The sequence below is a fragment of the Terriglobia bacterium genome, from assembly GCA_020073205.1.
GTDB lineage: Bacteria > Acidobacteriota > Polarisedimenticolia > Polarisedimenticolales > JAIQFR01 > JAIQFR01.
This window is the reverse complement of sequence record JAIQFR010000053.1, coordinates 1-21959: the sequence shown is the minus strand read 5'-3', so window position 1 is coordinate 21959 and position 21959 is coordinate 1. Positions and strand designations below refer to the sequence as shown.

General features: G+C 70.4%; 17 protein-coding genes. 16 read left to right on the top strand and 1 reads right to left on the bottom strand.

The features are described from left to right. Window positions 1–53 precede the first annotated feature (53 nt). The 4 genes from LAO51_12185 to LAO51_12170 are packed head-to-tail and all read left to right on the top strand — an operon-like array spanning window position 54 to window position 6159. Window positions 54–851, top strand: a complete 798-nt coding sequence (locus tag LAO51_12185) for a hypothetical protein (GenBank protein MBZ5639496.1) — start codon at window positions 54–56, stop codon at window positions 849–851. Next, complete coding sequence (gene mprF / locus LAO51_12180; GenBank protein ID MBZ5639495.1) at window positions 848–3484, top strand: bifunctional lysylphosphatidylglycerol flippase/synthetase MprF; 2637 nt, start codon at window positions 848–850, stop codon at window positions 3482–3484. Before LAO51_12185 ends, mprF begins: the two co-directional genes overlap by 4 nt. Further along, window positions 3481–4959 carry a hypothetical protein gene (locus LAO51_12175; protein ID MBZ5639494.1) on the top strand — a complete coding sequence of 493 codons (1479 nt, stop codon included), beginning with the start codon at window positions 3481–3483 and terminating at the stop codon, window positions 4957–4959. The genes mprF and LAO51_12175 overlap by 4 nt, the downstream gene beginning before the upstream one ends. A gap of 57 nt (window positions 4960–5016) precedes the next feature. Next, window positions 5017–6159 carry a hypothetical protein gene (locus tag LAO51_12170; protein ID MBZ5639493.1) on the top strand — a complete coding sequence of 381 codons (1143 nt, stop codon included), beginning with the start codon at window positions 5017–5019 and terminating at the stop codon, window positions 6157–6159. Between the two features lie 97 nt (window positions 6160–6256). Here the strand turns inward: LAO51_12170 and LAO51_12165 are convergent, their stop codons facing one another. Beyond that, window positions 6257–8083, bottom strand: coding sequence for a thrombospondin type 3 repeat-containing protein (locus LAO51_12165; protein MBZ5639492.1), 1827 nt, complete (start codon window positions 8081–8083; stop codon window positions 6257–6259). A gap of 398 nt (window positions 8084–8481) precedes the next feature. On the opposite strand from LAO51_12165, the gene LAO51_12160 reads away from it, so the two are divergent. The 12 genes from LAO51_12160 (at window position 8482) to LAO51_12105 (ending at window position 21813) form a co-directional block, all read left to right on the top strand. Continuing rightward, a complete protein-coding gene (locus tag LAO51_12160; GenBank protein ID MBZ5639491.1) occupies window positions 8482–9018 on the top strand; it encodes an EamA family transporter in 537 nt (178 codons plus the stop codon). A gap of 550 nt (window positions 9019–9568) precedes the next feature. Next, window positions 9569–10972 carry a hypothetical protein gene (locus LAO51_12155; protein ID MBZ5639490.1) on the top strand — a complete coding sequence of 468 codons (1404 nt, stop codon included), beginning with the start codon at window positions 9569–9571 and terminating at the stop codon, window positions 10970–10972. A gap of 23 nt (window positions 10973–10995) precedes the next feature. Beyond that, the gene (locus LAO51_12150; protein MBZ5639489.1) at window positions 10996–11622 is read left to right on the top strand and encodes a hypothetical protein; all 627 of its coding nucleotides are present in this window, start codon (window positions 10996–10998) and stop codon (window positions 11620–11622) included. Window positions 11623–11628: 6 nt separating this feature from the next. After that, window positions 11629–12120, top strand: a complete 492-nt coding sequence (locus tag LAO51_12145; protein MBZ5639488.1) for a cytochrome c family protein — start codon at window positions 11629–11631, stop codon at window positions 12118–12120. A gap of 13 nt (window positions 12121–12133) precedes the next feature. Beyond that, a complete protein-coding gene (locus tag LAO51_12140) occupies window positions 12134–15022 on the top strand; it encodes a 4Fe-4S dicluster domain-containing protein (GenBank protein ID MBZ5639487.1) in 2889 nt (962 codons plus the stop codon). After that, complete coding sequence (gene nrfD / locus LAO51_12135; GenBank protein ID MBZ5639486.1) at window positions 15022–16332, top strand: polysulfide reductase NrfD; 1311 nt, start codon at window positions 15022–15024, stop codon at window positions 16330–16332. Before LAO51_12140 ends, nrfD begins: the two co-directional genes overlap by 1 nt. Further along, window positions 16322–16876 (top strand): DUF3341 domain-containing protein, encoded by a 555-nt coding sequence (locus LAO51_12130; protein ID MBZ5639485.1) that lies wholly within the window; start codon window positions 16322–16324, stop codon window positions 16874–16876. Before nrfD ends, LAO51_12130 begins: the two co-directional genes overlap by 11 nt. Then, window positions 16866–17375, top strand: a complete 510-nt coding sequence (locus tag LAO51_12125; GenBank protein ID MBZ5639484.1) for a cytochrome c — start codon at window positions 16866–16868, stop codon at window positions 17373–17375. Before LAO51_12130 ends, LAO51_12125 begins: the two co-directional genes overlap by 11 nt. After that, window positions 17372–18511, top strand: a complete 1140-nt coding sequence (locus LAO51_12120) for a hypothetical protein (protein ID MBZ5639483.1) — start codon at window positions 17372–17374, stop codon at window positions 18509–18511. Before LAO51_12125 ends, LAO51_12120 begins: the two co-directional genes overlap by 4 nt. 94 nt (window positions 18512–18605) lie before the next feature. Then, window positions 18606–18878 carry a UBP-type zinc finger domain-containing protein gene (locus LAO51_12115; protein ID MBZ5639482.1) on the top strand — a complete coding sequence of 91 codons (273 nt, stop codon included), beginning with the start codon at window positions 18606–18608 and terminating at the stop codon, window positions 18876–18878. A gap of 36 nt (window positions 18879–18914) precedes the next feature. After that, window positions 18915–20576, top strand: coding sequence for an FAD-dependent oxidoreductase (locus LAO51_12110; GenBank protein ID MBZ5639481.1), 1662 nt, complete (start codon window positions 18915–18917; stop codon window positions 20574–20576). Between the two features lie 40 nt (window positions 20577–20616). Further along, the gene (locus tag LAO51_12105) at window positions 20617–21813 is read left to right on the top strand and encodes a formylglycine-generating enzyme family protein (protein ID MBZ5639480.1); all 1197 of its coding nucleotides are present in this window, start codon (window positions 20617–20619) and stop codon (window positions 21811–21813) included. Window positions 21814–21959 lie beyond the last annotated feature (146 nt).

The following is a 21959-nucleotide window of genomic DNA, read 5'->3' as shown; positions in this document are numbered from 1 at the left end:
CCCTTGACGCGCGGCGAGCCGCGGGAAATCCTTACCGTCCGACCATGGGCACGATGACAAGGCGTCTGGGTCTCTTCGCCGCCTCCGCGGCCACGGCGGCCGCCGCGGCCGCCGCCGCGCCCCGCCCGTCCCCGCTCCCCGTCTCCACGAGCCGCGGCGAATTCCAGGTTCTCGTGTACGCTCCCCCGGGCGGGCCGCCCGCGCGAGGCTCGACGCGGCCGCTGGTGCTCCTGATTTCCGGCGAGGGAGGCTGGCGCGAGTTCGATGTCGTCCTCGCCGGCTGGCTTTCCGAGGCGGGATACTGGGTCGGCGGCGTGAACATCAAGCCTTACTTCGAGGATGCCCAGGACGATCGGAAAGCGCTGTCGGCGGACTTCCGAGCGTACGCCGATGCGCTCGCCGGCGCGGCGGGCGCCGGGCGGGAGGGCGGCGTGGTGTTCGTCGGCTTTTCCTTCGGCGCGGACCTCGCGCCCTGGATCGCCGGCGCCGGTGGGTGGGAGAAGCGGCTCCTCGGGCTCGTCATGATCGCTCCGGACGAGACCGGTAGCCTCGAGTACCGCCTCCGCGAGATGCTCCACTTCTCGCCGACGCACCACATCTTCTCCGTGAGGGACGCGCTCGACAGCGCCGCCGCTTTCCCGGTCCTGTTCCTCCACGGCGGTGCCGACAAGGTCTCGGCGGCGCCGGAGCTCGCCAGGCGGCCTGGCGGCGTGAAGAAGCTCGTGGCGGTGCCGGACGCGAACCACCACTTCCGGGGGCACGAGCCCGAGCTGCGTGCCACGCTGCTCGACGGGATCGAATGGATCGCGAAGGCGGAGAGGGCGGCGGCCGCTCGAAGGCCCCGTCCATGAGCTCCGACGACGCCGAGCAGCCGATCCTCGACGAGCCGGACGAGCCGTCCCCGGACATCCCGCCCGACGAGGAACGGTCGGGGATCCTCTTCTCCGTCCTCCTCCTGCGGCTGCGCGCGGTCTGGCCGTGGCTCGTCCTCGGGGCGATTACCTTCATCGGATGGCAGGAGCTGCAGCGGGTCGACCTGACGACGGTCCGCCGCATCTTCCGGGCGACCCCCGCCGAGACGACGCTGGCGCTTCTGGGGCTCGTGGCGCTGAACCTCGCCATCGCCGGACTCTACGACGTCGCCGCGCTGGGACCCCTCTCCCGCGGCCCCCGCGCCGCCGCGCGGTGGAGCACCGGCGTCCTCAGCTTCGCGTGGAGCAACTTCCTGACGGTAGGGCCGCTCGCCGGGCCGGCGCTGAGGCTCTGGCTCTACCGGCCGCTGGGAGTGGACGGCATCAGGGCGCGTGGCGCCTTGGGGGCGGTGCTCGCGTCCTTCTCCGTCGGGCTCGTGGCCTGGTGCGGCGCCGTGGTCGCGCCGCTCCCGCCCCTCCTCGACGGGCTCGTCGCGAGGGTCCTGCTCGGCGCCGCGCTCGCCGCGTCGGCCGGGGCGGTCCTCAGGATGTTGCCCCGATTGCGCGTTGCGCCCCCGTCGGTGAGAGCGTGGGAGGGCAATCCCTGGGATCTCGCGGGCGTCGCCGCGGTGGACTGGCTTCTGGCCTGGGCCGTGTTCCACGTGGCGCTTTCCGCCGTCCACGGCGGCATCGCGCCCTTGGACTCGCTCCGCGCGTTCTTCCTCGGACAGCTCGTGGGACTTCTGAGCTTCATCCCCGGCGGGCTCGGGTCGGCGGACGCGTTCTGGATCTTCTCGCTCGCCGGCGAGACGGGCGGGCACGATCGGATCGTCGCCGCGCTGGTCCTGTACCGCGTCATCTACTACGTCCTGCCTTGGGCGGCCGCGACGCTCGTACTCGTCGGCCGGCTCGTGCGCACCCGCCGCTGGAGCGCCACGTTCATCCGCTCCACGATGGCGTCGTACGCCTTTGTCTGCGGCGCCGTGCTCCTCGCCAGCGCGGCGACCCCGGCGCTCTCCCAGCGCCTCGCGTTCCTCAACCGCACGATCCCCCTGGCCGTGGTCGAGATCTCGCACGAGGCGTCGGTGCTGCTCGGATTCATGCTGCTCGTGGTGTCGCGCGGCCTCGCCCGCGGGTACCGGTCGAGCCAGCGCGTGGCCCTGGCGTTGTTCGTCGCCGGCGCGCTCACGACGTTCCTGAAAGGGCTCGACTACGAGGAGGCCCTGATCGCCCTCGTCGCCGCGGGCATGCTCATCGTGTTCCGAGAGCCGTTCTCCCGACCGGGACGGCTCCACGCCTCGGTGGAGTTCTTCGTGTCCGCCGGCCTGTTCGCGGTGGTCCTCTTCGCCGCGCTGGGATTCGGCTCGTACTCCGCCGGCCCGTCGGGTCTCGAGGCCGAGCTGGGCCGGTTCGGGCGCCACGCCCAGCAGGGGCGATTCCTGCGCGGGCTCGTGCTACTCGGCGCCCTCGCCGGCGCGGGCGCGTTCCACCTCGCCCAAAGGGGCGGCGCGAGGGATCCGCTACCGGACGAGGACGGGATCGGCCGGGCGATCGACGAGACCCGGCGGTTCGCTCGAAGCACGAATCCGCTCCTGGTCGCATGCGGCGACAAGGCGGTGTTCCGGCCCCTCGCCGGCACCGGCGCTCCGCCAGGCTTCATCGCGTACCGGACCGCCGGGAAGTTCCTGGTCGCGTATTCCGACCCGGTCTGCCCGCCCGGCGAGGAGAGGGAGATCCTCTTGGCGTTCCTCGACGAGGCCGCGGCCTCCGACCGCGACACGATCCTCTACCAGATCTCGGCCTCGCTGCTCCCGATGGCGCACGATCTGGGGTTCACCTTCTTCAAGCTCGGCGAGGAGGCGGTCGTCGACCTCGCGCGGTTCGACCTCAAGGGCAACAAGGCGAAGACCTGGCGCCACTCGGTCAACGGCATCGAGAAGGCCGGCGGTCGGTTCGAAATCGTGGAGGGCGATGCCATCCGCCCATTGATCCCGGAGCTGCGCTCCATATCGGACGAGTGGCTCCGGATCAAGGAGGTTTCCGAAAAGCGGTTCTCCGTCGGGCGGTTCGACGAGCGCTACCTGCTCCGGTTCCCCTGCGCCGTCGTGAGGGACCGCACGGGCGGGATCGCGGCGTTCGCGAACGTGCTCGAGGGACGGAGCGCCGGGGAAATGTCCGTGGATCTCATGAGGCACCGCGCCACGGTCGGGGCGCTCGCGCCGCTCAAGGACGTCATGGACTACCTCTTCATCAAGCTCATGATCGACGCCAAGGAGCGAGGGTACGCCCGGTTCAACCTCGGAATGGCGCCGCTGGCGGCGGTGGGCGAGCTGCGATGGGCGCGCCCGGTCGAGCGGCTGGCCCACGTCCTCTTCCGGTACGGCGAGTCCTGGTACAACTACCAGGGGCTCCGCCGCTTCAAGGAGAAGTTCGATCCCGCCTGGGAGCCGCGCTACATGGCTTACCCGAAGCCGTGGGATTGGCCCCGCGCGATCACCAGCACGGCGGTCCTCATCGCCGGCGGATGGCGCGCGCTGGTCTTCCCCTCGAAGGCGGCGGGGAGCGCACGATGATCGCGATGGCCGCTCTCGCGATGCTGGCCGCGGCGAAAGCACCCGCCGCGGCCCCGTCCGGCACCGCCGAGGAGAAGATCCGGGTCCCCCTCTTCGGGCAGGTCTCGGTGTACCGCCCGGAGCCGATCCAGCGCGCGCGCGGGGTGATCCTCTTCGTATCGGGAGACGGCGGCTGGAATCTCGGGGTCGTCGACATGGCGCGGCGGAGCGCGCAGAGGGCGATCGTCGTCGGCCTCTCCATGCCCGCGTGGCAGAAGGCGGTGGAGAAGAGCCCCGGTCGCTGCTGGTACCCGGCCGGCGAGCTCGAGCCCATCGCGCAGGCGGTGGAGAAGACCTACCATCTCCCACGCTACCTTCCGCCGATCCTCGTCGGGTACTCGTCGGGCGCGACCGTGGTGTACGGCGCTCTGGCTCAAGCGCCCGCCGGGACGTTCGCGGGCGCGGCGAGCCTCGGCTTCTGCCCCGACCTCGAGGTCGCACGGGCCCTGTGCGGGCGCGACGGGTTCGAGCCACAGTACGACCCGAGGAAGAGGCGGTCGATGTTCCCCGTCGCCCCCGCCCTCGGGGCCGGGCCAGGCGGAGGATCCTCCTGGTTCGCGCTTCAGGGGGACATCGATCAGGTCTGCGACCCCGCGGGAACCCGCCGGTTCGTGGAGCAGATCCCGTCGGCGAAGCTCGTTTGGCTCCCGAAGGTCGGGCACGGCTTCTCCGTCCCTCGCAGGTGGGGGGCGGAGTACGACGCGTCCGTGGAGTCGCTCCTCGACCCCTTCGGCCCCTGGTCCGAGCCGCCGAAGCGTGTGTCAGAGAGCCCGCCGCCCGAGGACATCGAGCGGCGGCTCGAAACCCTTGCGCTGCCTCTCGAGGTCGAGTGGCCGGCGGGGGCGCGCGAGGCGATCGTCTTCGTCTCGGGGGACGGCGGCTGGGCGGAGCTCGACCGCGACGTGTCGGCGGCCCTCGTGGACAGGGACATCGCGGTGATCGGCTGGAACTCGCTCCGCTACTTCTGGAGCGCGAAGACACCGGAGACGTTTCGGACCGATCTCGCACGGGTCATCGATGCCCTCCCGGAGGACGTGCGGCTCTACGCCGGCGGGTACTCGTTCGGGGCGGAGGTGGTCACCGCGGCGCTCGCCCAGGCCCGCGGCGCGCTCCCCGCTCCGCTCGGCCGCATCGACGGCCTCGTGCTCCTCGCCCCGGGCCCCTTCGCCACGTTCGAGGTGAGCCCTCTGGACTGGATTCGCACGGACGACACCCCCAGCCCCTACCCCGTCCGCGCCCCGCTCGAGGCGGGGATCGGGCATCCCGTGCTGTGCCTCGAGCCGTCGTCGGAGGAGGCGTCGGGCTGTCCTCCGCATTCCGGTGCCGGCGTGACGCACGAGTCGCTGCCTGGCGGCCACCACTTCGGCGGCGACTTCGCCGCGCTGGCCGGGCGGATCCTCGAGTTCCTGCGGGCGCGGACTTCCATCCGTCCATAGCGATTGCGTTATCATCCGGCCGCCGGTGCCGACGACTCGGCCCCGTAGGGAGACACCATGCGACTTATGTTCCGAGCCTACGCGGCCTCTTGCCTTGCCATGCTCTCGTTCGCGCCCGCTCTCCGCGCCCAGACGGTCGCGGTCGACGGTGCCGTCGGCAAGAAGCTCGAGGTCGACGGCGCACTGCTGGATTCGCTGGGTCGTCAGAGCCGGCTCATGAAGCTGTTCACGCCCGAAGACCGCTACGCGGGAGCCTTCGAGCAATCCGGCGCGGGTCTCCGGCGGGTCCTGGAAGTCGCCGGTGTCGTCAAGAAGACCGACGACGGGTTCCAGCGGCCGCTGGACGTCTACCTTGTCGCCACGAGCGACCGCGGCCGCCGTGCGGTCTTCTCCTATGGCGAGATCTTCGATGCCGCCGACCCCGGCGCGATCCTCATCGCCGACAAGGCTCGGCTCGTCATTCCCGGCCACCACGACGCCAAGGCGCTCGCGGAGTGGGACCGCGGCTTCCTGGGGCTTCCCGAACGCGAGCGACCGGGCGTCGCCGCCTGCTCCTCGTGTCACGGCGGCCCCAAGCCCCCGCCGATCGCGACGCTTCGGGGCTTCGGTCTCGTTCCGGGAGGCGATCGCCGGAGCGAGCGGTTTCTGAGCGGGCTGAAGGAGCTGCACCTGTGCCAGGCGGGGCCGTTGGCGGGGGCGACCGGGAAGAGGGGCGAGGCGAGCCGGGTCGACGGGACGACGCTCGTGCTTCCGGATGGGACGAGAGTTGCCCTGACCCCGAAACTGACCAAGGGACTGCCGGTCGTGTCGTGGAGCGACGCCAACTTCGGCGAGGGACGCGGCTACCGCGGCGAGCATTCCTTCCGCGGCGTCGGGATGAGCGCCGTCCTAGAGAGAGCGCTGGGCCGCCCGCTGGACATGAAGCGTGTCCTGTTGCTGGCGACCGCGTCCGACGGCTACCGGGCCGTGTTCTCCGGGGGCGAGATCGCGTTCAACTCGCTCGGCGAGAGCCTGATCCTCGCCGACGCGGAGGACGGCAAGGCGTTCGATCCCGAGGACGGCCGCTACCGTCTCGTGCCCCGGCTCGACTTCTTCGTCGATCGCAGCGTGCGTAGCGTGAAGGAGCTCCGCCTGATCGAGATCGCCGAGGGGAGCGACCCGTGCGGCCTGCCGACACCGGCTGCCGCGAGCGCACCGTAGGGCACCCCCGGACGCCGGAGGTCGATCATCCGCTCCGGGCCCGATCCCCCGGGAGAACGATCGTCCCCTCCCCGATCGCCCGCGCCTTCCGACCGGCTCAGTCGCAGACGGTGCTGATCCGCTCCGCTCCACCCGTCGCGAAACCGTAGGTCCCGGTGCCGCAGGAGTTCCTGCCGCGATAGACGTACCAGAAGCCGGTGCCGGGGGCGGGGATCGCGCCGTCCACGGCCCAGGGCTCGGTCCACTGGGCGTTCGTGCCGCCGAAGCCGGTCTTGCACGAGCCGGCGCTGCCCGACTCGAAGAGCGAGCGCAGCTCGGCCGCGGAAAGCGCGCGATTGTAGATGACGGTCTCGTCGATCCTCCCATTCCACACGAAGCCCCCACCCAGGTAGGCCCCGATGTTGACCGGGAGGCTGGTCGCGCCCGGAGCGGTGAACGTGTTGGACGCGACGGCCTGGCCGTCCACGTAGAGCGTGCCCGTCGTGCCGTCGTAGGTCCCCGCGACGAACTGCCAATCGCCCGGGGAGACGGTCCCGCCGTTGGCCGTGCCGTACGGCGCCGCCGACGACTTGACGATGAGCTTGTACCCCGTGCCGGTGCTCTCCGTACCCAGGTAGAAGCCGGTCGCGTACGACGTTTCGACGATCCGGGTGTAGCTACCCTGGTGCAGGGGGGCGGAGTTGACCCAGGTGGCGACCGTGAACGTGTTGCCCATCGCGAGGTTCCCCGTGCGGACGCGGTCGTTGCTGCCGTCCAGGGCGAAGGCGCTGCCGACGCATCCCGGACCGTACGTGGCGCCGTTCTCGAGCGTGCCGTTGAGGCCGCCGACCAGATCGATCGTGTTCCCGTCCCCGGTCCACCAGCTGACCAGGCCGGACAGCGGAGCGATGCAGCGCGAGCGGCACTCCGAGGTGCCGGTCGTGACCGGCAGCGCGTTGAGGTTCCCTCGCAGGACGTCGTAGACGGTGCTCGTTCCCGTGACCAACGGGTCGCGGCACCAGTCCAGCTGGTCGTGGGACACGAAGCCCAGCTCGCCGGAATCGCCGGGACTCGCGGACACGCCGGGGTCGGCCGGGGCGCAGTCGCACGCGTCGCCGACGCCGTCGGCGTCCGCGTCGAGCTGCCCGTTGTTCGGAACCGACGGACAGTTGTCCTGGGCGTCCGGGATCAGATCGCCGTCGGCGTCCCCCTTGCAGTTGCCCTGCGGCCGCGCCTCGTAGAGCGCGCGGATCTCGCAAGCGGACAGCGCGCGCCCGAAGATCTGCGCCTCGTCGATGATCCCCTTGAAGAACCCCTGGTAGAAATTCACGCCGTTGTCGTCGGCTCCGATGAGGACCGGGTTCGCATCGTAGGGGACCGCCGACGCCGGACCCGCGGCGGACGCGATCCATTTCCCGTCGAGGTACAGCCGGATGATCGAGCCGTCGTAGGTGACCGCGGTGTGCACGAACTGGCTCACCGGCAGGGTTCCGGTCGCGACCGCCTCGGCGAAGCCGAACATCCCGCCTCGCAGCACGCCGTTGTCGACCCACAGGCTCAACGAGTCCAGGTCGCCGCCCCCGTACTGCTTGCAGATGATGCACCCGTAGAGGCTGGCCACGTCGACGCGAACCCACGCGGCCATGGTGAACCGGGACGGCCGCAGGGCCGGCGCGTCCGCGACCTCGATGCGGTCGTCGACGCCGTCGAAGAGGAAGCCGTCGCCGATCACCCCCGGGCCGAACGTCGCGCCGTTCATCAACAGCCCGTGGTTCGCGTTCGTGGTCAAGTCGTTGGCGGTGTCGTCGCCGGGCCACCAGGCCGCCACGCCCCTCGGAAGCTGCTCGCAGGGCTGGGCCTCGATCGTTCCGATCGAAAGGGCTGCCAGCGCGAGGGTGATGAGGAAGAGCCCCGGGTTCCGCATCGAATCGCGTACCGAATCCATGGATCGACTCCTGACCGGCGATAATGCCGCCCGCCAGGACGCACCGCGGCGACTCGGAAGGTCCCGCCCAGGTGATTTCACCGGCCAGCGGCGTGGCTACCAACTCTCCTCGAAGGCCGTCCCTTATGTACTATGGACAAAAAGAGTTGACAATCTCTTTATTGCTGTCTTTTCAGTCGGGAGTTAGGTTTCGGAGAGGGAGGCGGGGATGGCTTCTCGTTCCCGTACCGGGCGCTGCGACGGATGCGACGTGTCCGGCTCCTGTCCCCCCGAAGCTCCAGACGGGCGCGGTTGCGGTATCTTCCTTGCCGACTCCGGCCTCGGGGCGTCCCATGCCGAGGTCGGGCGGACCCGGATGATCCGCGTGATGCGGAAGCGTGATCGTTGAATGAGTTCCGATGTCGGCCGCACTGCCGGGAGCACCGGCGGCGGCGCTGGCGGGGTTGTTCCTCGTCATGACGCAGGGCGCTCGCGTGTCGTGGGAATCGCTCGTCGACCATCTGCGGGCCAATCCCGCGGGATACGTTCTTGCCCTGATCGCGGCGGCGGCCTGGTCGCTCTACTCCAACCTGGCTCGACGGTGGGCCTCGCCCGGCGGAGGAGGAGCCGTCGAGCTCTTCGTGCCCGCGACCGGCCTGCTCCTGCTTCTCGCCCACTCGATTCGGCCGGAGTCCGGCGCCTGGACGGCCAAGGCCGCGATCGAAGCCGGGGTGCTGGGCTGGATCACGGCCCTGGCCTACGTGCTCTGGGACGTGGCGATGCGCGAGGGTGACCTCCCGTTCGTCCTGGCTTGCTCCTATTTCACCCCCCTCCTGTCCACGCTGGTCAGCTCGGCCTACCTCGGCGTACTGCCCCCGGCGACCCTCTGGCTGGGCTGCTTCCTGATCGTGGTCGGGTCGCTCGCCAGCTGGCGCTCGGTGTTCGACGCGCGGTGATCCCGACCCTCGGCGAGAGTCGAATCGACTCCGCCCGCGTCCTCCCTCCCTCTCGGGTCGATGTCTCGACTGTCGCATTTGACCTGTCTCGCCCGAGGCCCCACGAGACATCTGGCCGTGGAAAGCGGCGACGGTCGTCTACGACGCCCGCGGCCGGTCGAGGAACGCACCAAGCGCGAGCGGGCGGCGGCCTGGGACCCTTCGACCCGGTTTTGTCCGCGCCGCACTCCCGGCACGGACGCCTTCCACGAGAGCGCTCGAGGGGTTCATCACGTGTGTCACGACCCGACCACGACCCCCGTCGGTCCCCGACGTCGCGGCGCGGGTGATCGAGGCAACCTCTTGCATTCGAGAGACATGGTTCGGCGAATCGTCGGGCGGCGCGCGCGCGGCACCGAACTTGCTGCGGACCCGGCGGTCGAATCGGCAGCCCGGACGTTCCGCGCCCCCGCCCACGGGGAGCCCTGTGCGCCCGGAGAGGCGAGATCGGTCGCGACGGCCGGCGGCTTCGAGCGGGCCGCTCGCGAGACGGACACCAGGAGGGATGACGATGACGGGAGTTTCCATCGAATCGGGGGGACGGGGTGGACGCCTGCCGGTGATCCTCGCGGCCGGCGTCCTGCTCCTGGCGAGCGCTCATGCCGCGTTCGCGGTGCCGGCGTTCGCGCGCAAGTACGGCACGAGCTGCCTGACCTGCCACACGGTCTTTCCGAAGCTCAATCCGTTCGGTGAGGCGTTCCGGCGCAACGGCTACCGCTTCCCCGGCGTCGACAGCGACTTCGTGAAGCAGGAGACGATTGCGCTGGGCCAGGAGGCGAACAAGAAGGAGTTTCCCAACGCCGTGTGGCCGGGAACGCTCCCGACGAGCATCCCGCTGGCCATCGGCTTCAATGGCTCCGCGACGGCCCATCCCAAGAAGGACACGGGCGGCGCCCTGGCCGACAACAACGCGCGCGTCAGGCTCGATTCCCTCGTGGGCGAGGGGCAGCTCTGGGCCGCCGGCAGCCTCGACGACCTGATCACGTTCTTCGGCGAGCTGGTCGTCGCCGACGGCGGCGCGGACATCGAGCACGCGACGATTCATTTCAACGACCTGTTCGGCGCGAAGCACGCGGCGAATTTCGTTCTGGGGAAGAACGTCCCGACGCTCTCGGCCTTCGGCCCGCATTCGTCGTACGTGGCCGACACCGCCATGACGCCGCTCTCGGTGACCGGCCTCTACGGCGCACAGAGCGACTCGTGGAACACCGTCACGCCGTACGGCGGCCTCGAGCTGAACGGTACGGCGAGGGGACGCTTTCTCTACTCCGTCGGTTGGAGCTCCGGCGCCAATTCATCGGCGCGTTCGCCGCAGGACTACTACGCATCGGCCGGGTACAAGTTCGGCGGCGTGAGGCTCGACGGCGAGAACGGCAGCGTCGTCCCCGATCCGAAGAAGCCCTGGGCGGAGCGCGCCCTGACGCTCAACGCGTTCTATTACCGCTCGAAGTCGCTGTTCGTGGCGAGCGATGCCGAAGACGAGGTCGACGACGAGGCGAAGACCGTCGGATTCGGCGTTCGCGGGCAGCTCGACGCGTTCGAGGCCAACCTGGGCGCCTACGAGGAGCGCCACGACCGGGCGTTTCCGGGAGCCACGGCCGTTCGGGGCACGGCGTGCTACGGCGAATTCTCCTACGTCGCCTATCCGTGGCTGGTGCCGGTGCTCCGGGCCGAGTACCTCAGGCTGCGCCCCGACAACGGGAGCGCGGTGAGCGATACGCGGCTCATCGCCGGGGTCGCGGCGCTCGTTCGCCCCAACCTCAAGTTCGTGCTGAGCGCCTGGCTCGAGAAGGCGAAGGGGGCTCCCGACGGGGGTTGGGGGCCCGCCGGGGGCATGGCGGTGCCGGCCGGACCTACCCTCTCCACCGGTACCGAGCTCGAGGGGGTGACCGTCGTCATGGCCTTCGCGTTATGACGCGCAGGCGCAGGAGGCAGGGAATGACGATCTTCACGAAGGTCGGGATCAAGCCGCTCGGGCGCCGAGCGGCGAGGGCAGCGCTCGTGCTCGCGGCGCTACTCGCTTCGCGGGACGGTGCGTCTTCCGCGGGCGGCACGATCTCCGGAACGGTTCAGGCGACGCCCGAGAAGTACCTCGAGGAGACCGTCGTCTACCTCGAGAACGTGCCCGGGAGCTACCCCCCGCGCACCCATTCGATGGACCAGAAGGGGATGCGGTTCGCGCCGCACGTGCTGGCGATCACCAAGGGCGACACCGTGAAGTTCCTCAATCACGACGCCGTCGCGCACAACGTCTACTCCGCCGATCAGGAGGCGTACAACCTCGGCGCCTTCAAGCCGGGTGAAGACCGCGCCGTCACGTTCGACAAGGCGACCGGCGTCTACACCCAGCTCTGTTCGATCCACCCGGAGATGCTCGGCTTCATCTTCGTCAGCCAGAACCCGTATTCCGCGGTCGCCGACCGACAGGGACGGTTCTCGATCTCCGGCGTCCCCCCGGGGACCTACCGCCTGATGGTCTGGAACTCGCACCTGAAGGCGCCTCCCCAGAGCGTGACCATCGCGGCGGGCCAAACGGCCGACCCGCACATCGCGCTGAAGCGGTAGGCCGCGATGTTGAGGAACGGGACGAGCGCGATGATCCTGGCCGTCGCGGCTTCCACCGCGGCGGCGACGGCCTCGTCGCGCTCGGCCCCGGTCCAGCCGATCCCGTTCAGCCATCGTCTCCACGCCGGTACCAACGGAATCGGCTGCCTCTCGTGCCACACCTACGCGGAGCACTCGCCGATCGCCGGGATCCCTTCGATGGCGCGCTGCTTCGGCTGTCACAAGTTCGTCGCCAAGGACAAGCCCGACGTGAAGGCGGTGGTCGACGCCTACCACGAAGGGAGAGCGCTCGAGTGGGCTCGCGTGTACCGGCTCCCCGATCACGTCTTCTTCTCGCACCAGAAGCACGTCGCCGCCGGACTGGCGTGCCAGAAGTGCCACGGCGAGGTCCAGCAGATGGACGCGGTGCGACTCGCCCAGCCGCTCCTGATGGGCTGGTGCCTCGACTGCCACACCGAGCGTCACGCACCGACCACGTGCCTGACCTGCCACAAGTGAGAAGGGAGTCCCCATGCCGAGCCGACCGACGGACGGGATCAGCCGGCGCAAGTTCCTGACCATCGCGGGCGTGGCAAGCGTCGCCGTCGGTTGCTCGGCGCCGGCGCCGCGTCAGAAGCTGGTCCCCTACGTCGAACCGCCGACGGACGGCATTCCGGGAACGCCCCTCTTCTATCGGACGGTCTGCCGCGAGTGTCCCGCCGGCTGCGGCGTGACCGCGCGGACGCGCGAAGGGCGGGCGGTCAAGCTCGAGGGAAGTCCCGACGATCCCATCGGAAGCGGCGCGATCTGCGCGCGCGGGCAGGCGGCGATCCAGGGGCTCTACGCGCCCGATCGCTATACGGGTCCGGCGCGGCGCGAGCGCGGAGGAGCTCTCGCCGCCGTCTCGTGGGATCAGGCGATCGGCGCGGTCGCGGCGGCGATAGGCGCGTCGCGGGAGCGAAGCGGCGCTCCACGCGTGAGGATCTTGACCCGGCCCGAGCCGGGCGGCGCGGGCATCCTCCAGCGCGCGTTCATGGACCGCCTGGGAGCTCCCGCGGGGAGCCGGATCGTCACGGAGCCGCACGATCCCGCCGCGCTGCGCCACGCGGGAGAGGTGCTGTTCGATCGCGCGGAGCTGCCGGCGATCGACCTCGGCGCCGTGCGCCACGTCGTCTCGTTCGGCGCGGAGTTCCTCGAAACGTGGCTCTCGCCGGTCGAGCAGACGCGGCAGTTCGCCGCAGGGCGGGGGACGTTCGCGGACGAGAGGAGGCGCCTCACCTGGATCGCGCCCCGCCTCTCCCTGACCGGCGCGAGCGCCGATCGGTGGCTCGCGGCCCGCGCCGGAGGCGACGTCTGGGTCGCCCTCGGATTGCTGCACTGGCTGTGCGATCCGGCCTCCGCGGTTGACGGACTCGCCGCCGAGGCGCCGCAGATCTTCGCGCGGCTCGCGTGGCTCGACCGGCACGAGGTCGAGGCGCGCAGCGGAATCGGCTGGGAGGCGATCGCGGCGCTGGGGTCGGACCTCGCGCAGGCGCGACCGTCGGCGGTCCTCGGCCCCGGCGTCTCCAGCGCGGGCCCCTCGGGATCGCAACTGGCGATCGCGATCCAGCTCATCAACCACCTGCTCGGCAATATCGGCAGGTCGGTCCTCTACGGCCTCGATCCTCTCGAAGACCGTCCGGCGCCGTTCGCGGCGTTGACCGCGCTCGTCGACGAGATGAACGCAGGCCGAGTCGACGTGCTCTTCGTGCACCACGCCGACCCGGTGGGGGCGTTCCCCGCCCCTCTGGCTTTCGAGAAGGCGCTGGCCCACGTCCCGCTGATCGTGAGCTTCGCTTCGCGTCCGGACCGGACCACGGCGCATGCCCACCTCGTGCTGCCGGACCACCACACGCTCGAGTCGTTCGGGGACGTGACGCCGCGCCGCGGCGTCGTGCAGTTCGCGCAACCGGTGATGACGCCCTACCTCGACACGAGGAGCGCCTCGCAGAGCCTCATCGACGTCGCCGCGCGGCTTTCCTTCCCGGGCCCGGCTCTGCCCACCGAAGATGTCGCCGGGTACTTCCTGGCGCGGGTCGACGCGCTGGCTCCCGGCGCCTCCGCCGACCAGCGCGACGATCTACGCGCCAGGGGCGGCCTAAGGGACCCCGCCCCACCCGCTTCCGTCACCCTGCGGGTTCCGCGGTCCGATCTCCTGCGGCCCCCCGTGCAACCCGCGGAGGCCGGCGGGAAGGCCCTCGACCTCCTGACCTTCCCCACGGTCCTTCGATTCGACGGACGATCCTCCGGAACCCCTTGGCTCGACGAGGTTCCCGATCCGATCAGCTCGGTGTCGTGGGTCACCTGGGCCGAGCTCTCCCCGCGCGCCGCCGCCCGATACGGCCTCGCGACCGGCGACACGGTGACGATCACGACGCCGTCCGGCGCGGTCGATCTGCCGCTCCGGATCTTCGAGGGGCTGCACGACGACGCCATCGCGATTCCGCTCGGCGGTGCCGAGCCGCTGGCTCTCCTGCCGGCCGACGTCGATCCGAGCTCCGGTGCGCTGATCTGGCAGGGGACGCGTGCGACCGTCGGGGTCAGTCGGGCACGGCTGCCGCTGCCCCTTCTGGCGGGTACGCCGCGCCCGAAGGGCCGGGAGATCGTCCGCACGGCGAGCGACCCCCGAGCGCCGCTCGAACGCCCGGCGCCCCCCGGGCGGATGTACCCGCTGCCTGAGCACCCGGACCACCGGTGGGGGATGGCGATCGATCTCGACCGCTGCACGGGCTGCTCCGCCTGTGCCGTCGCCTGCTACGCCGAGAACAACGTCCCGGTGACCGGGATCGAGGGCGCGCTCGCCGGACGCAACATGGGGTGGCTGCGCGTCGAGCACTCGATCGACGCCGAGGCGAACGGCGGCCCCGAGGCCAATCTCCTGGTGATGCTCTGCCAGCAGTGCTCCAACGCCCCGTGCGAGACGGTCTGCCCCACGCTGGCCACCTTCCACACGGCCGAGGGACTCAACGCGCAGGTCTACAACCGCTGCGTGGGCACTCGATACTGCTCCAACAACTGCCCCTACAAGGCTCGGACCTTCAACTGGTTCGATCCCGTCTTCGCCGCGCCGCTCGACTGGCAGCTCAATCCCGACGTGACCGTGCGGTCGAAGGGGGTGATGGAGAAGTGCACGTTCTGCGTGCAGCGCATCCGGGCCGTGGAAGGAGTCGCCGAAGGGGAAGGACGCCCGCCGCGCGACGGCGAGGTCGTTCCGGCTTGCGCCCAGTCGTGCCCGGCCGAGGCGATCGTCTTCGGTGATCTCAACGATCCCACCTCGCGCGTCTCGCAGGCCGCGCGCGGCCCGCGCGGCTACGGCGTGCTGGAGGAGCTCAACACGCTTCCGGCGGTGACCTACCTCGCCCGCGTGAGGGAGAAGGGGTGATGGCCTCGCCGCTTCAGCGCGTGCAGGAGACGATCGCTGCGACGCAGCGCCGCCCCGGGCCGTGGCACATCTGCCTCATCGTGGTCGCCGTTCTCGTCGCGCTGCAGGGGGCGTGGTGCGTCTCGCTCCTGGTGCGGCACGGTCTCGGGCTGACGGGCCTCAACCGGCCGGTCGGGTGGGGCGTCCTGATCACGAATTTCGTCTTCTGGGTCGGCATCGCCCACTCGGGAACGCTGATCAGCGCGATCCTCTACCTGTTTCGCGCGCGATTCAGGACGGCGATCTACCGCATCGCCGAGGCGATGACGGTCTTCGGCCTGATGACGGCCGGCCTCTTCCCGGTGATCCACCTCGGCCGCCCCTGGTACGCGTACTGGCTGATCCCGTACCCGAACCAGAGGCACCTGTGGGTCAACTTCCGCTCGCCCTTGCTCTGGGACGTGGTGGCGGTCAACAGCTACCTGATCGTCAGCTCGATCTTCCTCACCGTCGGGCTGATTCCCGACGCCGCGGCGCTCCGGGACGCGACGACCGGCTGGCGGCGGCGGTTCTACTCGCTCCTGGCCTGCGGGTGGCGCGGCACCGACGAGGAATGGCGCCACTACACCCGGATCTACCTGTTCTTCGCGGCGCTGGCGACGCCCCTCGTCGTGTCGGTCCACAGCGTGGTTTCTTGGGACTTCGCCGTGTCGATCCTGCCGGGGTGGCATGCGACGCTGTTCCCGCCCTACTTCGTCGCGGGCGCGATCCTTTCGGGGCTGTCGCTGGTGGTGGTGCTGCTCATCCCGTTGCGGCGCGTGCTGGGCCTCCACGAGCTGATCACCGAGTGGCACTTCGATCGGCTCGCGCGCCTCGTCATCCTGACGTCGTTGATCCTGACCTACTCGTACGTGACCGAGTACGCGCTCGCGTGGCGCGCGCGATCGGCGGACTGGGACACGCTTCACTATCGCGCCACCGGCGACTACGCGGTGCTGTTCTGGATCATGATCCTCTGCAACAGCGTACTGCCCTTGCTCTTCTTCGCGCGCCGCGCGCGTCGCTCGACGCCGGTCCTCCTGGTCGTCTGCGCGCTGATCAACGTCGGCATGTGGCTCGAGCGCTTCGTGATCATCGTGACCTCGCTGGCGCACGACCGGTTGTCGTTCAACTGGGGCGTCTACCGGCCGCGCCTCGTCGAATACGGCATCACGGCGGGGGCTTTCGGCTGGTTCTTCATCTGGCTGCTGCTGTTCGTCCGCTTCCTGCCCGCGGTGTCGATATCGGAGATGAAGGAAGCGGCCGTCGAGGTGCCTCACGATGGCGACTAGGACGACGCGTCCGGCCGGAATCGGGAAGCCGTCCCGCGCCGTCGTGCGGGACGCCGGCACGCTGGGCGTCTTCACGGAACCTGCGGCCGCCGCCGCGGCGATCCGGGCTCTCAACGAAGGCGGCCACTCCGACGTGAGAGCGGCCATGCCGGCCCCGTTCCCGGAGGTCGTGGCGGCCCTCCAGCGTCCCAAGAGCCGCGTCGGGTGGTGGGTGCTCGCGGGCGGGTTGACGGGGACGATCTCCGGATTCGGCTTCTGCGTCTTCACGGCGCTCTCGTGGCCCCTGGTGACGGGAGGGAAGCCGATCGTCAGCGTCCCGCCCTACGCGGTCGTCGCGTTCGAGTTGACCGTGCTGGCGGCCGCTCTGACGAACGTCGGCGCCCTCACCTTCATCTTGGCGAGGTTCCGGCGTCGACCGCGCTTTCCGGCGCACGAGCGGTTCTCCGGGGACACCATCGGCGTTTTCGTCGTCGGTCAGAATCCCGCGGGAGCGGTACGGATCCTGACCCAGCACGGAGCGAGCGAGGTGCGACATGTCGCGTAGGTCCGCAGGGCTCGTCGCCGTCTCGATCCTGCCGCTCCTGGCGGCGTGCAACGGTGCATTCGTCGATTGGCGCACCGACATGTGGTACCAGCCCTCCCATCGTGCGGAGGACTCGCCGCGGCCCGAGCCCGAGCATTCCATCCCGCTCGGAGCCGGACCGCGCGTCGCCGACCGGGACGATGCGGAGCGGCTCGTGAACCCTCTCGAGAACGATGCGGCTTCGCTGCGTCACGGCCGCGCGCTGTTCGCGGCGCGATGCTCGTTCTGCCACGGCGCGGAGGGGCACGGCGGCGGAGCGGTCTCGAAGTACTTCCCGCCGGCCCCGGATCTCGCCTACGCGACGATCAAGGAGCGGTCCGACGGCTACCTGTTCGGCACCATCACGTTCGGGGGGCGAGCGATGCCGGCGCAGGCCGAGGGCTTGACGGTTCGCGATCGATGGGACCTCGTGAACGCCGTCCGCGCCATCCAGGGGCGCGGGGCGGGAGTCGTTCGATGAGACAGCTCGCTTCGGGCCTCGACGACAGCCGCCGCGCGCTGGGGCGCTTCGCCTTCTACGTCTCCTGCTCCGCGGCGGCGGCGGGCGGCCTGTCGATCGTCGCCTGCCTCGCCGTCCGGAGGGAGGGGCCGGTAATCGCCTCGCTCGCCGCCGCTTGGCTGTTCCTGGCTGCGCTCAGTGCGGGAGGCGTCGCGCTGGCCGCCGCCATCGACGTGTGCGGCGGTCGCTGGGCCGAGCGCGTCAGCCCGCTCGCATGCTCGACGAGTCGCTTCTTCCTGCCCGCCTTCGCCGTTCTGGTCGTGATCGTCTCGAGCGCGGGGCGCTGGATGCCGGCCGAGGCGGCCCCGCACGGCACGAGGCTGATCGGGCTCCTGGCGCGGGAACTCGGCTCGGCGGCGATCCTGTTCCACGTCGGCAGACGCTACGTTCTCCTCGCGACCGCGCGACGGACGGAGGGTCCCGCCCGGCGCGGCTGGGCCGTAGTCTATCTGATCACCTATGCCGCGGTGCTCTCGCTGTGGGCCGCCGATCTGATCATCGCGGTTTCGAGCGGAGCGCCCAGCACGGTCGTGCCGGCCTTCTACCTGGTGGGCGGCTTCCTGAGCGCGATCGCGTGGGTCTCGATCGCGGCGAATCGCGACCGGGGCCGGCTCGACGATGCGACGCGTCACGACCTGGGCAAGCTGGTCTTCGGGCTCGCGACGTTCTGGGGCTACCTCCTGTGGTCCGCGTTCCTCCCGGTCTGGTACGGGAATCTCCCCGACGAGACCGGCCAGCTTCTCGCGCGCTGGAACGGGATGTGGAAGGCGCTTTCGACGGTCGTGGTCACGACGGTGTTCATCTTCCCGTTCCTGTTCTTCTTTCCGGAACGCACCAAGCGCGATCGCCGATTGCTGCTCGGAGGCTCGGCCGTCGTGCTGGCGGGCCTTTTCGGCAACTGCATCCTGCTCGTGCTCCCGTCCGTGACAATGGAGGGCGGGGCCGCGGTGTGGCTGGCTTCCGCGGTGGCGATGGCGGGTTTGTGCGGCGTGTTCGCCCTGTCGGTCGGCGACGGGCTCGACCGCGAGCCCCCGGAATCCAGGACGGTCATGAGTCTCGTGCCGGCGCGGGCGGAGACGGAGGAGGTGGGCGCCTGACGCGATCCGGCCATTCGAGACCGACCTCGCTTGATGCCGTCGCGCCCACGCGGTAAGAATCCCACGGGCCGGAACGGCGCGGAGCGGAGGCATCATGGATCCCGGCGGAGCATGCGAGCACATCCGATCGATCGGGGCGGTCACGCGTCCCAAGAAGCGCGAGTGCGAGGACTGCGTCAAGATCGGCGCCGACTGGGTGCACCTGCGCACCTGCCAGACCTGCGGCGGCACGCGCTGCTGCGACTCGTCGCCGAACCGGCACGCGAGCCGGCACGCGAGGAGCTCCGGCCATCCGGTCATCTGCTCCGCGGAGCCCGGCGAGCGGTGGCTCTACTGCTATCCGGACGACGACATGGCCGAGTACTGACGGGAGGGCTCCGTCATGTTCGCTGAGGGCGACGACATGGGATCGGGCGCGGGCGGCACGCCGGCCGACGCGAGTCCAAGGCAGATCTTCCCGACGCTCGACGCCGCGCAAATCGCGCGAATCGCCCCTTTCGCCACGGAGAGGACCCTCTCCGACGGCGAGAGCCTGTGGGAGCAGGGCGACCGCAGCCGCCCGCTCTTCGTCGTGCTCGAGGGCGGGGTGGCCATCCTCTCGGGGAAGGACCAGCTCGTGACCGTTCACGAGCCGGGAGGATTCACGGGCGACGTCGATCTCCTGTCCGGTCGCCAGGTCGTCGTGAGGGCGCGGGCCAAGGGTCCGACGCGCGTGCTCGAGCTGCCGTCGGCTCGTGTGCGCGCGATCGTCCAGACCGACGCGGAATTGAGCGAGATCCTCCTGCGCGCATTCATCCTGAGGCGCTTGGCACTCGTCGAGAGGGGGCACGGGAACGTCGTGCTCATCGGCTCGCGGCACTCCGCGGGAACGCTGGCGATCCAGGAGTTCCTGACCCGCAACAGCCAGCCGTACGCCTATCTCGACGTCGATCGCGACCTCGACGTCCAGGCGACCCTCGACGGCTTCGGCGTCGGCGTCGGCGACGTGCCCGTGGTCATCTGCCGCGGCGAGCGCGTCCTCAAGAAGCCGGCGATCGAGGACGTCGCCGAATGCCTCGGCCTGAACCGGCTGAACGAGGAGGTCCTACGCGATCTCGTCGTCATCGGGGGCGGACCCGCGGGTCTCGCGGCCGCCGTTTACGCGGCCTCCGAGGGTCTCGACGTGCTCGTCGTCGAGTCGAACGCCCCGGGCGGGCAGGCGGGCTCGAGCTCGCGCATCGAGAACTACCTCGGCTTCCCCACCGGGATCTCGGGGCAGCTCCTCGCCAGCCGCGCGCTCGTCCAGGCGGAGAAGTTCGGCGCGGAGTTCGCCGTCGCGCGCACGGCGGTCCGCCTGTCCTGCGAGGGATGCCCGTACCGCATCGACTTCGGGGCCGGCGTCGGCGTGCAGGCTCGTACCGTCGTCATCGCGACGGGGGTCCAGTACCGGAAGCCCGCCCTTCCGGACCTCGCCCGCTTCGAAGGCGTCGGCGTCTACTACGGTGCGACGCAGGTGGAGGCCAACCTCTGCCGGGACGAGGAGGTCGTCGTCGTAGGAGGAGGGAACTCCGCCGGCCAGGCGGCGGTCTTCCTGGCGGGCCGAGGCAGCCGGGTGAACATGCTCGTGCGGCGCGCGGGCCTGGCGGAGAGCATGTCGCGGTACCTCGTCCGGCGCATCGAGGAGACGTCGAACATCACGCTCCGAACGCGATCGGAGCTCGAAGCGCTCGAGGGAGAGCGGAGGCTCGAGCGAGTGACCTGGACCGACGCGGCCAGGGGCACGCGCACGTCGGCCGAGATCCGGCACGTCTTTCTCATGACGGGCGCCAACCCGAACACGGGCTGGCTGAAGGACAGCGTCGCGTTGGACGACAAGGCCTTCGTACGGACCGGGCCGGACATGAGCGCCGGGGACCTCGCCGCGGCGCGCTGGCCGCTCGCGCGCCGGCCGCTCCTGTTCGAGACGAGCCGGCCGGGGATCTTCGCCGTCGGCGACGTGCGCGCGAACAGCGTCAAGCGGGTCGCGGCGGCGGTCGGCGAGGGCTCGGTCTGCGTGCAGCTCGTGCACAAGGTGCTCGCGGAGTAGCGCGTCGGGGGATTCGGTGCCCGCTCGTCCTCAGCCAGCCGTGACGACGCCCGCCCGTCGGGCGCGCCGAAGCGTCCCGTTGCGGCGCCTCGCCGAGGCGCGGGCGATCACCGACGCCCTGTGGACGCTGCTCCGGCCGGGCGGGATCAAGGAGCGACCGATCCCCGAGCGTCATCGGCTCATCTTCTATCTCGGACACCTCGAGGCGTTCGACTGGAACCTGATGTGCCGGCGGGCGCTCTCGGTACCGTCGTTCCACCCCTCGTTCGACCGGCTCTTCGAGTTCGGGATCGACCCCGAGCCCGGCTGCCTGCCGCAGGACGCCCCGGAGGACTGGCCCGGCGAAGCGGAGGTACGGCGGTACAACGCGCGGGCCCGCGTCGCGATCGACGGGCTGCTCGACGACGTGCCGTCGGCGGTCGTCGAGGCGTCGCTGGAGCATCGTCTGATGCACGCGGAGACTCTCGCCTACGCGTTTCACAACCTGCCGTTCGCCGCGAAGATCCAGGTTCCGGCTCCACGCCATGCGCCGGGACGGGACCCCGCCGGCGCGATGATCGACATCCCCGCGGGCGAGGCGGTCCTCGGCAGGGAGCGCGACGACGCCTTCGGCTGGGACAACGAATTCGAGCGCCACGCCGTCCACGTCGAGGCGTTTCGCATCTCGAGGTTCAAGGTGACCAACGGCGCGTACCTCCGCTTCGCGCGGGAGGGCGGCGCCGTCCCTCACTTCTGGATGAAGCACGCGGGGGCCTGGTTCTATCGCGGGATGTTCGGGGCGGCACCCCTCCGGCCGAACGTGCCGGTCTACGTGACGCAGGCTCAGGCCACAGAGTACGCCGCGTGGGTGGGCAAGGCGCTCCCGACCGAGGCGCAGATCGGCCGAGCTTCCCAGGGCGTCGTGATCGGCTCCGGCCGGAGCGACGTCGCGTTCGCGGGGTGGGATCCCGTTCCCGTCGATGCCTGCCCCTCGGGCGACAGTGCTTGGGGAGTCTCGCAGCTGGTCGGCAACGGGTGGGAGTGGACGTCCACGCCGTTTGCCCCGTTCCCCGGCTTCGAGCCTCTACCCTTCTACCCCGGCTACTCGGCGAGTTTCTTCGACGGGCGGCACTACGTGCTCAAGGGTGGCTCGTGCCGCACCGCCGAGTGCCTCCTGCGCCCCAGCTTCCGGAACTGGTACCGGCCCGACTACCCATACGTCTACGCGGCGTTCCGGCTCGTCGAGCCGGCACCGTGAATCCCGGAATCGCGCGAGCGAATCGGCAGGCATTGCCGGGTCTTCCCCGGCGTCGGACACACCCTGGCAGACGCGAAGCGCGGCTGGGTGAGTACCGAGATCCTCTCCCACCTGAGCGAATGGGTGCTCGATGCGGTCGGCGGTAT